Raw genomic sequence first — 12,301 nt, forward strand, 5'->3', positions numbered from 1 at the left:
AGAATTTGAAATGACAGATTCGTCAATTCTAATTCAGGCCGCCCGGAATCGGGTCGTCACTTAAGGAGGCAGGGATGCGCTTCGTCAGTTTTCAGCATGATGGTCACGCGATGCTGGGCGTGCGCGAGGGCGAAGAGGTTCGCGTGCTTGGAGAGGAGACGCTCGAATCGCTGCTTGCGCGCGGCGTGGATCTTAAGGCTTACGCGAAGCAGGACAGCGGCCTCGGCAAAGTGCCGGCTGCGGAGCTGACGCTGCTGCCGCCGCTGCGGCATCCACCGAAAATCATCTGCGTGGGGCTGAACTTTGCCGACCACACGTCCGAGAGCAAGTACCAGCAGCCCGACTACCCGACACTGTTCTTCCGCGTCGATACCAGTCTCATCGCCCACGATGAGCCGATGATCCGTCCGCGTGTGACCGATTGCGAAGGCCTCGATTTCGAAGGCGAGATCGCGGTCGTGCTTGGCAAGGGTGGTCGCCGTATTTCGAAGGAGAGCGCGCTGTCGTGTGTTGCCGGCTATTCGGTCTTCAACGACGGGTCTGTGCGCGAGTACCAGTTCAAGACGCCTCAATGGACGATGGGCAAGAATTTCGACGGGACTGGCGCGTTCGGCCCGGACTTGGTCACGGCCGACGAACTACCGCCGGGTATCAAGGGCCTTCGACTCGAAACGTACCTGAACGGCGAAGTCGTGCAGTCGGCGAGCACGGACGAGATGGTGTTCGACGTCGCGAGCCTGATCAGCATCATCAGCGTGGGCATCACGCTCGAGCCGGGCGACGTCATCGTCTCGGGCACGCCGGCGGGCATCGGCTGGGCGCGCAACCCGAAGCTGCTGATGAAGGCGGGTGACGTCTGCGAAGTCACTGTCGAGAAGATCGGCACGCTGCGCAACGTGATCGAGGACGAGCCGGCCGCATAAACCACGGCGCACGGAAACGCACGGAGCCGGCCATAGAGCCGGTCTGCACAACCTGACGGAGACAGACATGGCAGAGACGGATGCCGCAGGTCGCGGCGCGAGTGTGCACTCAATCGATCATTTCGCACTGAACGTCCCGTCCATCGACGAAGCCGAGCGCTTCTTTAGCGCATTCGGGCTCGCAGTATCGCGAACGGAGAACGCAGGGCAGGAGCTCGAGCTGCGTGCAACGGATGGCCATCGCTGGGCGCGCGTGATCGCGTCGACAGGAAAGTCACTCGCCTACCTGAGCTTCAACTGTTTCGAAGAGGATCTGGGCGCGATCCGCGGGCAGGTCGGCGCCACCGGGACTGCGATCGAACCGATGCGCGAAGGCGCGGGCTTCTGGTTCCACGATCCCGACGGCAATCTGATCCAGGTCAAGGTTGGTCCGAAGACCACGCCGTCAGCGAAAACGCCGAACGTCATCGCCGGAAGCGCCGCCGACCAGCGTGGCTCGCACGCACGCTCCGAATCGAAGACTGTCCATCCGCGGCGGTTGTCGCACGTGCTGTTATTCACGCCCGATGTGCTCGGTGCGCTCGCGTTCTTCGAGAAGACGCTCGGTCTCAGGCTTTCGGACAAGTCGCTGGACATCATCGCGTTCACGCATGCGCCGCACGGCTGCGACCACCACCTCGTCGCCTTCGCGAAAAGTACCGCACGCGGCTGGCACCACTGCGCGTGGGACGTCGACGACGTCAACATGGTCGGCGAGGGTGCATCGCAGATGGCGGCGGCTGGCTTTGACAAAGGGTGGGGCACCGGGCGGCACGTGCTCGGCTCGAACTACTTCCACTACGTCGAAGATCCGTGGGGATCGTTCTGCGAATACTCGGCGGACATCGACTTCGTATCGGCGGGTCATGCGTGGCCGGCCGGGGATTTTCCTCCCGAAGACTCGCTATACCTGTGGGGGCCGTCCGTGCCCGACAACTTCATTCACAACACGGAAGCGCCCGACACCGGCTCCGTTCCGGCAGGCTGATTTTTTCTTCGATGCAACGAGCGGATGGGAACCCGGTGACCGGGTTTCCAGGGGGCAGCTCGCACTTTTCTCGGCAGGGGAAGCAGATGGCAGACCAGAACATGTTTGATGTTGTCGTGGTGGGGTATGGGCCCGTGGGACAGGCGATGTCGATCCTGCTTGGCGAACGCGGCTATCGCGTGGCGGTGTTCGACCGCTGGCCGTCGTTGTACGCGCTGCCACGCGCGGTTTTTCACGACCACGAGATCCGCCGGGTCTTTCACGCGATGGGCATCGGCAAGGACATCGAGGCAATTTCGCAGCCGTCGGCCAAATATCAGTGGTTCAACGCTGACTGGAAGACGCTGGTCGAGATCGACTGGTCGGCAGAGTCAATCAGCGACGGGCCGGTCGGTTATCTGTTCAACCAGCCTTCGCTCGAAGCGCTGCTCGACGGCAAGGTCAGGTCGTTGCCGACGGTCTCGGTCCAGCAGGGTTGGGAGGCCACCGGACTCACGCAGTTCGACGACCACTGCGAACTGGCGCTGCGCCGCGGCGTGATCGAAGCGGGCACATGGGTGCCGACAGGCGAGACACAGACAGTGCGGGCCCGCTACGTGGTTGGCGCCGACGGTGCGAACAGTTTCGTGCGCAGGTCGCTCGGCATCGACTTCGAGGATCTCGGGTTCCAGGAGGACTGGCTCGTGATCGACCTGAAGCCGAACGAAGGCGTGAAGCTCGACGTGCCGGACATCGGCCAGTGGTGCAATCCGGCGCGGCCGACGACGATGGTGCCCGGTGGTCCCGGCTACCGGCGCTGGGAGTTCATGCGGCTGCCGCACGAGACCGTCGAGGACCTGCAGAAGCCGGAGAAGGTCTGGGAACTGTTGGCGCCGTGGGTCGGACCCGGCAACGCAACGCTCGTCCGTTACGCCGTGTACCGCTTCCGTTCGCTGATTGCGGGCACGTGGCGCGTCGGGCGCACCGTGCTGGCCGGCGATGCGGCGCATCAGATGCCACCGTTCATGGGGCAGGGCATGTGTTCGGGCCTACGTGACGTATGGAATCTCGTATGGCGCTTCGATCTGATCCTGCGGGGTATCGCGTCGGATGCGCTGCTCGACGGCTACACGCCGGAGCGCCGGCCGCAGGTTCGCGCGGTGATCGACGCGTCGATTGCGATGGGGCAGGTGGTCTGTATCTCGGACCACGAAAAGGCTGCGGAACGCGATCGGGCGTACCTGTCGGGAGAGGTGCCTCCGTTGCCGCCGTTCCCCGGCCTGACCGACGGGCTGATCTGCACGGATGCGGATTTTTCACGCAACGGTATGGCAGGGTTGCTTAGCGTACACGGCCAGGTGGAGGACGGCGCGAACACGTTGCGCTACGACGACGCGGTTCCCAATGGCTTCCATGTGATCGCACTCGACGCAGACCCCGAGCAGTTCCTCGATACGGACGCACGAGCTGCACTTGCTCGCATCGGAGCCAGGACCATCGGTATCACGGTTGATCGGGACAAAACGGTACGTGGCCGCGTCCTGTTTGACACGAGTGGCAAGTACCGGCGGTTCTTCGATGAACATGGAGCACGGGCGGTCATCGTGCGGCCGGACTACTACGTATTCGGCGCAGTGCGGTCGCTCGAAGAACTGCCGGTGCTTATTCGCGCCCTGTCGTCGCGGCTGTCGTTGGCCGAATCGCATGCGATAAACTGAGCACGCGCTCCGATCAATGTCTTCGAGCACTACGACGTCCGCGAGTTTCCAGCACCCGGAAGATCACCGATCAGACTCAATAGCACGCATGCGTCTGCTTGGATGCGGTGCCTGAGTCGAGCGGCTTCCCTCGCGGGCCTCCACCTTGGGTCGAGTGCGGCCGACCGGATGCAGCCAATAGCCGTCGCTAGGCATCATCGGTACGCGGCCACTCGAACGGCTCTTTCACTCAAATAGCGGGCATCAGCTCCCGGGTAGTGTTTGGCGTCTCATCGGCCTGAGCCGCCGATCCAACGTCGACAATCCCACGACTTATAGCGGGTTCCTATGGATCTGGCGTGACAGTAGTGAAACATTCGTATATTCTGGGCTACTACATATATCCCTGCATAGGTAAAGTTTAGCTCCTATCATTGTGGCTGGCGGATGTGGATGTTACGACTACCACACGCAGGTGTGTGTAGCAGCTCCTTGTAGTTAGTCTGATTCGGACGAACAGATTCACTAAAACAGTATGGATAACTGAATGGTTGGGAAACTTAAATAGTCTGAAAAATGGCGATGACGCACCTAACCATTTTTTATGGGTATATCGAGACGCGTCCATAGAGGGGAACATCGATGAATGCTGAATCGAAAGAACGAAGCGCCAAGTTGTCTGAGCAAGATTCAGAGACGGCAAAGCGTCTCTATACAGAGGCAAACAAGGCGCTTGAGGAGTTGGCACAGATAGTCGCAAGAACTTTGGGTGTCACTTTGAGCAAGGACAACGAGGTCATGCTTATTCCCGAGAGTCATAGATCGCGCGGCGCGGAGCCTATGGCGAAACCGATAATATTTAGAGGGACGGAAATATCCTGTGATCACGGAATATGTTACTGCTTCGACTACGATACGCTTAAAGGAGGTCTCTGCTAAGCAATAGTAGGCTCTCGAAAATCCTGAGTGCGATGCTCGTGACCGTTCAAGCATCGTGTCGGCCTGCGCTCGCACTACGTGGCTAGCTACTATGCTGCGCCGCTTCTGATTGCCAATGGCCGTGGGTTGATTGTCAACACCGGACACTACGGTGCCGTCAGCTACCATCAGAACCCGGCCTACGGCGCCCAAAAGGCAGGTGCGGACAAAATGGCGGCCGATATGGCGAAGGAGCTACGGCCATACAATGTCGCCGTGGTTTCCGTCTGGATGGGCGGTTTAGATACCGAACGTGCTCGCGCCTATCTCGCTACGCTCCTCGAAGACAAGCGCCCAAAGCAAAAGCGCGAGTCTCCACAATTTACAGGCCGCACTATCGCGGCGCTCTATGAATTTGAGTCCATGATGGCACTTTCAGGCAGGGCGCTGATCGGCGCGGAGATCGGCGCAACACTCGGCGTGACCGACATCGACGGTAGCCGGCCACTCTCTGATCGCTACGCGATGGGTGGTCCGCCTGAGTTACATCGTTCCCTTACCATTTAAGCCGTCCTGCCATATACAAATCTGAACACTAGCGAAGCGTGTCGGATGAAACCGTGCGATGTCGGACTTTTGTCCGGGCAACGGCCATTCGTGATCGTAGCCTACAGGGTGGCTGTGGGTCGAACCCAGTCGCTCGCCATCCGGCTGAGTTCGGCCAGGAGCCGCCGCTGACCAATCTGCTCCCAACGACCCATTGAAGGCGGCAAGCGGTCGTTCGGAACGTCGTCGCAGCCAACTCGATCTGTCGCGCACTGCTCTCGCAGCAGTTCATCGAGCGAAATCCGGTAGTACGTTGCGATTCGCTCTCGACAATGGTCCAAGCCCATTGACTTGATGGATCGTGCCTGCCTATCGCACCTGAATCTCGAAATCGACAAGATATCCCGATACTTCTGTACCGTGCGCGTGAATCAGTGCGATAAGCTCTTCCGGCGTAATTTCGACACGCCATTCCCGTTGGCTGCCAGGCTTGCGAATATCTAGTGCGACCAGGAGCACGCTGCGACCATCCGGTGAAGCTTCGAGGCGCATCGTACGGTTAATCGTCTCCGTCTGCGGATCAATTTCCGTCAGTAACGACAACGTGCCATGAGCGCCAGAAAAGTGTGGGGAGTTCATGAATGAAAGTTTCCTGATTCCTTCGAACTGCTACGTTCGTCGGCCTTTACGGGGGAGGCATCCGTTCTATTTCCGGTTGCTTTCGGCCACTGTCGACGTTTCAACTTCTGGTGGTGGCGTACGCAGACAGCCTCCCGGAGAAATGAAGAACAAACCCGAGCAATGCCAATGCGCCGCCGAATACGCACGCTGTGTGCCATCCGCCTAGTCGCCAACTGAGACTTGCTCCCCAGGAACCCGCGGCGCCGCCTACGAACATGCCGCTCATGAATAGCGTGTTGAGCCGACTTCTTGCCTCCGGGCGAAGTGCGTACACCACATGTTGGTTGGAGATGAGAGCCGACTGCTCACCGAAGTCCAACAGGATGATGCCGACGATCAGGCCAGCGAGGCTGCCCCAAACGCCGAGAACCGCGTATGACAGCAGCATGATCAGACAACCAAGCCCGATAACGGCATGGGGTCCACGACGATCGGCGACGCGACCAGCAAGTGGGGCAATCAGAATACCGGCCGCACCAACGATCCCCATGAGGCCTGCCACATCAGCTCCCAAGCCGAAGGCCGCATGCAGACGCAATGCCAGAATCGTCCATAGCCCAATAAAGGAACCGAACATCGCGGCTTGAATACACGTTGCACGGCGCAGCGACGGTTCTTCTCGCCACAACTCGATGAGTGACTTCATAAGACCAAAGTAGCTGTGACTTGTCTTGGGTTCACTGTGTGGGAGTTTGACTAGCAACATGACCCAGATAATGGCGGTCATCGCGGCCCCTAGCCAGAACGTGGCACGCCAGCCCCAATGATCGGCAGTAAATCCGCCGACGGCCCTTCCCAGCAAAATGCCACAAAGCAGCCCGCTCATCACAGTACCGACGACCTGGCCACGGCGATTGGATCCGGCTAGTTCTGCCGCGAACGGTACGACTTGTTGGGCAACAGATCCTGAAATACCTACTACTGCTGAAGCGATGACCAGCAACCAGGCATTCGGGGCTGCAGCAAGGCATACCAACGCCACGACTAACACTGCCGTTTGCCAGAGAATCAATTTTCTCCGATCAATCCGGTCTCCCAGAGGTACCAGAAAAAACAGACCACAGGCGAAACCCAGTTGTGTCGCCGTCGGAACCAGATTGACGAGGCCAGGCGATCGTGGGAAAGCCTGCTGCAACAGTTCCAGGATCGGCTGGTTGTAGTAAATATTAGCGACGAAGACACCGCAGGCAACCGCCATCACCATCAGTAATGAATTGTCCAGGTGATGTGTTAACCCGGGCTCTTCAGGGGCGGCGGACTGCGCCGGAGATTCGCTACCAACTGTATTGGGTGACATGTCCAGACTCACGACGTAGTACAGGGACCCTCATCGTGATGCAGCGCACACGAGAAGTCTTTGGCCTACAATTTCAGACATCTGAAATTCCAGTTGATCCCCGAAATCTCGCCGTGTGACATTAAGAAATGCCTACAGGTACAAAGACTCGCCATGAAAGGCCGTCGAAGGGCCCTGACGCCCGCGACGACGATATGGTTGCTTTCGGCCGCTACCAGTTGTTCCCAGGTTTGCGGCTGCTGTTGAGAGATGGTGTACGACTGGACGTAGGTGAGCGTGCGCTGGACGTGCTAGTCCAGCTTGTCAGTACGGCAGGCCAGGTCGTATCCAAAGATTCGCTTCTTTCCCGGATATGGTCGAAGGAGGTCATCGAGGAAAACAGCTTGCAGGCGCAGATTTCGTCGTTGCGAAAAATACTGGGGGATGATCGGGACCTTATCGCGACGGAATTCGGTCGAGGCTATCGTTTTACAGGTTCAGTGCAGGCGCATCGGGCTGTCACGTCATCCATAGGCGCATCTCAAGCACGAGTTGGCCTGCCGAGCCCACGGTCTCCTTTGATCGGCCGCGTTGAGGAGCTATTGGAATTAAACCGGCTGCTGGCTACCCAAACGTTATGCACGCTCACAGGCCCTGCCGGTATAGGTAAGACTCGCCTCGCGATAGAGGCCGCGTCAGAATCCAGTCCCTGTTTTCCCGACGGGGTTTACTTCGCCGACTTATCGCAACTAAGCGCAGCCTCAGTATCGCCAGCTATTTCGAGCGCGTTGGCGGGGCTTGCTCGGACAAGCACACAACAGTTGGCGTCTCACCCGGGAAGGGCACTGCTGGTCGTTGATAACTGCGAACACGTTACGTCGGCGTGTGCAGCGGCCCTTGAGCGGGTTCTGGAATCTGATCCGCAACTGAGCGTGCTGCTCACCAGCCAAACCCCATTGGGGCTGGACGGTGAGCAGGTCTACCGGCTCAGTCCTCTCACGTTACCTCCGCGCACCATCAACGCAGCAAACGCGAGAAGCTATAGTGCGGTTGAACTGTTTGTCCGTCGTGTAACTTCCGCGGACTATCACTTCGAGCTTACGGAAACGAACGTAGAGCAGGTTACGGCGTTATGCAGGGCGCTCGATGGTGTCCCACTGGCATTGGAAATCGCTGCAGCTCGCGTGCCATCGCTGGGTCTCGCAGCGGTCACCGAGGATTTAGCCCTTTCGTCCGGATTGCTTGCCGCTCAGAAACGCCAGACCCCAGGTCGCCATCGGACGCTTGGTGACGCGCTGCAGTGGAGTTACCAATTACTCGACTCCGTGGAACAAGCGGTGTTCCAGGAGTTGGCCATTTTCCCTGCCGATTTCACCGTCGCTGCCGCAGAACGTATCGTATCCACCACGCTGGAAAGGCCCACCCGACTGGTTGATGTGCTTTGCAGCCTCGTTGAAAAGTCGCTCATCACGTTGCAGGCCGGAACCCAGCCGATTCGCTATCGCTATCTAACCATGCTGCGGGCATACGCCCTGGAGCAGCTTGCGAACCGCACGGCGACCATGACTGAAAAGCATGCTCGCTTCGTTGAGCAATTGACTTCTCAAGCCCAACGGGATTGGACGTCGCTACCCACGACGCAATGGAAGCGACAATACGAACACCTCATTGACGATATCAGGGCCGCTCTTGACTGGTCATTGTCAGATAGTAAGCGCCGTGCCTCGGGTCTGCTCATTCTCGCGAACTCCGCCCCATTCTGGATACAACTATCACTCTACGACGAGTGTCGCCAGCGGATTACGAACGTACTGGAAGAAACGAAAATTCCTCCCGTTGAAGCGCGCCAGGAGATGATGATCCAGACCGCACTGGCCACTTCGCTGACCTGGTCGCGCGGACCCGTTCCGGCTAATGGGCGGGCCTGGAGCAGGGCCAGCGATCTCGCGCTCCGGCTGGACGACGCGGAAACGCAACTGCAGGCTGAATACGGTCTATGGCTTTATCATCTCCGCAGCGGCTACTACGCACAGGCCCTACAGCACGGGAAAAACATGGCAGATCTAGCCGTGAGACATCGCGATCAAGCGGCACTTCTGACGGCACGTCGTTTGATTGGGACATCTCATCATTTTCTGGGGAATCACACTAAAGCTTTGTCTGAAATTGAGTGCATGCTTGACAGTTATACGCGCGACGAACGTCGTGGTTCCCATTTCAGGTTTGGAATGGACCAGCGCGTGGCAGGTTGGGCCTTTCTTTCGCGCATTCTGTGGTTAATGGGGAACACGGCCAAAGCGCGACGGGCTGCCCAGATAGCGATTGACGAGGCGATTGCGCTGGATCACGCCTGCACCCTATGCTGCGCCCTTGCGGAGGGAGGTTGCAACGTGGGAGCACTTTCAGGAGACGTAGAAGGCGTCAAGCGTGCGTCCCAGCAGCTTATCCAGGTGGCAGGAACTCACGGTCTGGACTTTTGGGGACTCTATGGTTCGGCTTTTTCACTTTGGGCGAAAGTATTCCAGGATCCGAACGCTGTCTCTTTCGTCGAGCTTCGATCGACACTGGAGACGCTGCAAGCCCGCGGATTTGATCCGGCTTATTCCGTATTCTTATCCGACTTTGCGAGCGCAATGCTGGAACAGGGCCGTATGCGAGAAGCAGTCAGCCTCATTAATGCCCGGCTGGCCGGCGACGCTACTGGACAGTTTTGGAACGCCCCTGAACTGATGAGAGTCAAGGCTCGGACGCTATCGGAGAAGACGTCATCCCGGCGAACGCCACGGGCGTTGATTTTGCAGGAAGCGTTGACGCTGGCGCGCGCTCAGGGCGCCAAGGCCTGGGAGCTCAGACTCACAAACGAACATGTCGCATAGGCGCGTGGCGTAATGCGGTATCAACCGTTTGCAGCTCCGAGCGCTTCGCCGAAGCGGGGCATGCCGGCGAGCGGGCCTGTTTCCGTCGATTCGACCAGGTAGTCGAGGAAGGCCCGCACAGAGGGCGACGTGCGTCGTGCGCGTTCGAAGAGCACATTCACAGGCGCAGGCATTGTCTCGTAATCCTGCAGGATACGCCGCAGCCGGCCGCACTCGATGTCGGCCGCTACTTGCCACGATGGTGCGCGCACGATGCCCGCACCGTCGATCGCCGCGGCCGCGAGCACGTCGAGCGCGTTGGCCCAGAGACGGCCTGTAATGCGGGCGGAATGACGGGTGCCTGCGGACTTGAAGCGCCAATCGACGGGGCCAGGCTGGTCGGAGAAAACGAGGCAGTCGTGCCGGCGCAGCTCGTCAGGCGAGCAAGGCGCGCCGCGGCGCTCGATATAAGACGGTGCGGCGCAAACGATCATGCGCACGTCACCGAGCTTGCGTGCTACGAGCGCCGAATCGGGCAGGCGGCCCACGCGAATCGCGAGGTGGATGTCCTCCTCGACGAGATTCACGGCGCGGTCGATTAACAGCAGTTCGACCGAAACCGCGCTGTGGCGCGCAAGGAAGCAGGGCAGGAGCGGCGCGATGACGGTTCGGCCGAGTAGCGTGGGCGCAGCGATGCGCAAACGGCCCGCCGGCTCGTTGCGGCCCGCGCTGAGCAACGTGCCCACTTCGTCCAGTTCCGCGAGGATCGACTTCGCGCGCTCAAAAAATACGCGCCCCTCGTCCGTCAGCGCAATGTGCCGTGTCGTGCGGCGCAGCAGCTGCATGCCGAATTGCGTCTCCAGTGCCGACAAGTGACGACTCACCGAAGTCAGCGACATCGGAATCGCACGGGCCGCGGCAGACAGACTGCCGGCTTCCACCACCCGGACAAACACATTCATCGCGTCGAATCGGTCCATTGGTCACCTTTCCTTAAATCGCAAGAATCATTACCGCCGTACGACCGTACTCCCGAAACTAGGAATAGTCTACATTCCCCTTTGAGCAAATCGCAAAAGCCCGCACGCCACGTCTCGGATCGAGCGCGTGAGCGCTTCGAACATTTCCGGCAAAGGATGGACGCAGATGAAACAGTCGATCTATTGGGTCATGGCACTCGCAGCCGGACTCGTCGTCGCCAACAACTATTACAACCAGCCGCTGCTGGTCGATTTCGCGCATACGTTCAGCGCTACCGAAGGTCAGGCCGGCGCGGTTTCCATCGCTGCGCAGGCTGGTTATGCGCTGGGCTTGCTCCTGTTCATTCCGCTGGGGGACAAGGTCGAGCTGCGCAAGCTCTTCGCGCTCACGTTGGCGGCGGCGGTCGTCGCGCTCGTCGCGATGGCGGCGGCACCCACGCTGCCTTGGGCCGTAGCGGCAAGCTTTGCCGCGGGCATGGCGAGTGTCGCGCCGCAACTGCTCACGCCTTATGCGGCGAAGATTGCGGGCCCCCAAAACCGCGGCAAGGCCGTCGGAATCGTGATGTTCGGTCTGCTTTGCGGCATCCTCGTCTCGCGCACGGTATCGGGCACGATCGCTGCGAATTTCGGATGGCGCTCTGTCTACGCGTTCGCGGCAGTCGCGATGGTCGGCGTTGCCATCATGCTTGCGCGCGTGCTCCCGCGTATCGAGCCGACCTTCTCGGGTAGCTATGGTGCGTTGATGCGTTCGCTGTTTGCGTTGCTGCGCGAGGAACCCGTCGTACGGCAGACCGCTTTGATCGCGGCGTTGCAATTCGCGGTATTCAGCGCCTTCTGGACGACGCTCGCGTTTCATCTGCACGCCCTCGACCCCCGTTACGGCAGCGAGACGGCGGGGTTGTTCGGACTCGTCGGCGTCGCCGGCGCGAGCGCGTCCTATGCTGCGGGGAAGCTGACCGATACGCGCGATCCGCGTCGAATCATCTTAGCCGCCAGCACTGTCCTCGTTGCCTCGTACGTGGTGCTTGCGTGGAAAGGCTCGAGCATCGGCGGGCTAATCGTCGGGGTGATCCTGCTCGACCTCGGCATGCAAAGCTCCCATGTCTCGAACATGGCGCGCAGCCTGGCGGTTAAGAGCACTGCGATGAGCCGTGCCAACACGCTTTACATGACATGCCGCTTCGCAGGCGGGGCGATCGGCGCGGCGCTTGGCAACTATGCGTGGAGCGTGTGGCATTGGGCTGGGGTGTGCGGCGTTGGGCTCGTCTTTGCCAGCGCTTCGATGCTGCCGCAGATCATTCCCGCGTCCGGTTGGCGACGGCTTGCGGAGGAACGCGAGAAAAGCGCCGACCATGAGGTGCGTGAAGCACGATAGGCGATCGAGCGGTCGCATCAAACGGATCGCATTTCGTTAAGGCG

General features: G+C 59.8%; 9 protein-coding genes. 6 read left to right on the forward strand and 3 right to left on the reverse strand.

Features of this window, described 5'->3' with window-relative positions; genetic code table 11:
• Window positions 1-74 precede the first annotated feature (74 nt).
• The 4 genes from KHO30_RS11110 to KHO30_RS11125 all read left to right on the forward strand — a co-directional run bounded on the left by KHO30_RS11110 (window position 75) and on the right by KHO30_RS11125 (window position 5,111).
• A complete protein-coding gene (locus tag KHO30_RS11110; protein WP_211701038.1) occupies window positions 75-923 on the forward strand; it encodes a fumarylacetoacetate hydrolase family protein in 849 nt (282 codons plus the stop codon).
• A gap of 67 nt (window positions 924-990) precedes the next feature.
• On the forward strand, window positions 991-1,950 hold the full coding sequence (locus tag KHO30_RS11115; RefSeq protein ID WP_211701039.1) for a VOC family protein: 960 nt from the start codon (window positions 991-993) through the stop codon (window positions 1,948-1,950).
• An 86-nt stretch (window positions 1,951-2,036) separates the two neighbouring features.
• Window positions 2,037-3,647 (forward strand): bifunctional 3-(3-hydroxy-phenyl)propionate/3-hydroxycinnamic acid hydroxylase MhpA, encoded by a 1,611-nt coding sequence (gene mhpA, locus KHO30_RS11120; protein WP_211701040.1) that lies wholly within the window; start codon window positions 2,037-2,039, stop codon window positions 3,645-3,647.
• Between the two features lie 981 nt (window positions 3,648-4,628).
• Entirely contained in the window at window positions 4,629-5,111 is a 483-nt protein-coding gene (locus KHO30_RS11125; RefSeq protein ID WP_280531446.1) for an SDR family NAD(P)-dependent oxidoreductase, read from the forward strand.
• A 348-nt stretch (window positions 5,112-5,459) separates the two neighbouring features.
• On the opposite strand, the gene KHO30_RS11130 is transcribed toward KHO30_RS11125, so the two are convergent.
• Window positions 5,460-5,729, reverse strand: a complete 270-nt coding sequence (locus KHO30_RS11130) for a hypothetical protein (protein WP_211701042.1) — start codon at window positions 5,727-5,729, stop codon at window positions 5,460-5,462.
• Between the two features lie 100 nt (window positions 5,730-5,829).
• Window positions 5,830-7,068: an MFS transporter gene (locus KHO30_RS11135; protein WP_211701043.1), complete on the reverse strand. Its 1,239-nt coding sequence runs from the start codon at window positions 7,066-7,068 to the stop codon at window positions 5,830-5,832.
• 194 nt (window positions 7,069-7,262) lie between these two features.
• On the opposite strand from KHO30_RS11135, the gene KHO30_RS11140 reads away from it, so the two are divergent.
• On the forward strand, window positions 7,263-9,923 hold the full coding sequence (locus KHO30_RS11140; RefSeq protein WP_211701044.1) for an ATP-binding protein: 2,661 nt from the start codon (window positions 7,263-7,265) through the stop codon (window positions 9,921-9,923).
• Window positions 9,924-9,943: 20 nt separating this feature from the next.
• On the opposite strand, the gene KHO30_RS11145 is transcribed toward KHO30_RS11140, so the two are convergent.
• The gene (locus tag KHO30_RS11145; RefSeq protein WP_211701045.1) at window positions 9,944-10,882 is read right to left on the reverse strand and encodes a LysR family transcriptional regulator; all 939 of its coding nucleotides are present in this window, start codon (window positions 10,880-10,882) and stop codon (window positions 9,944-9,946) included.
• Between the two features lie 127 nt (window positions 10,883-11,009).
• Here KHO30_RS11145 and KHO30_RS11150 point away from each other — a divergent pair, with 127 nt between their 5' ends.
• Window positions 11,010-12,257, forward strand: a complete 1,248-nt coding sequence (locus KHO30_RS11150; protein WP_244864011.1) for an MFS transporter — start codon at window positions 11,010-11,012, stop codon at window positions 12,255-12,257.
• The last annotated feature ends 44 nt before the right edge of the window (window positions 12,258-12,301 follow it).

The organism is Paraburkholderia aspalathi (genome assembly GCF_905220735.1).
Classification (GTDB): Bacteria; Pseudomonadota; Gammaproteobacteria; order Burkholderiales; family Burkholderiaceae; genus Paraburkholderia; species Paraburkholderia aspalathi.

Bases quoted from the DNA above. Each gene is read 5' to 3' on its own strand.
- KHO30_RS11110 (WP_211701038.1), top strand. From the start codon at position 75: ATGCGCTTCGTCAGTTTTCAGCATGATGGTCACGCGATGCTGGGCGTG.
- KHO30_RS11115 (WP_211701039.1), top strand. From the start codon at position 991: ATGGCAGAGACGGATGCCGCAGGTCGCGGCGCGAGTGTGCACTCAATC.
- mhpA (WP_211701040.1), top strand. From the start codon at position 2,037: ATGGCAGACCAGAACATGTTTGATGTTGTCGTGGTGGGGTATGGGCCC.
- KHO30_RS11130 (WP_211701042.1), bottom strand. From the start codon at position 5,729: ATGAACTCCCCACACTTTTCTGGCGCTCATGGCACGTTGTCGTTACTG.
- KHO30_RS11135 (WP_211701043.1), bottom strand. From the start codon at position 7,068: ATGTCACCCAATACAGTTGGTAGCGAATCTCCGGCGCAGTCCGCCGCC.
- KHO30_RS11140 (WP_211701044.1), top strand. From the start codon at position 7,263: ATGGTTGCTTTCGGCCGCTACCAGTTGTTCCCAGGTTTGCGGCTGCTG.
- KHO30_RS11145 (WP_211701045.1), bottom strand. From the start codon at position 10,882: ATGGACCGATTCGACGCGATGAATGTGTTTGTCCGGGTGGTGGAAGCC.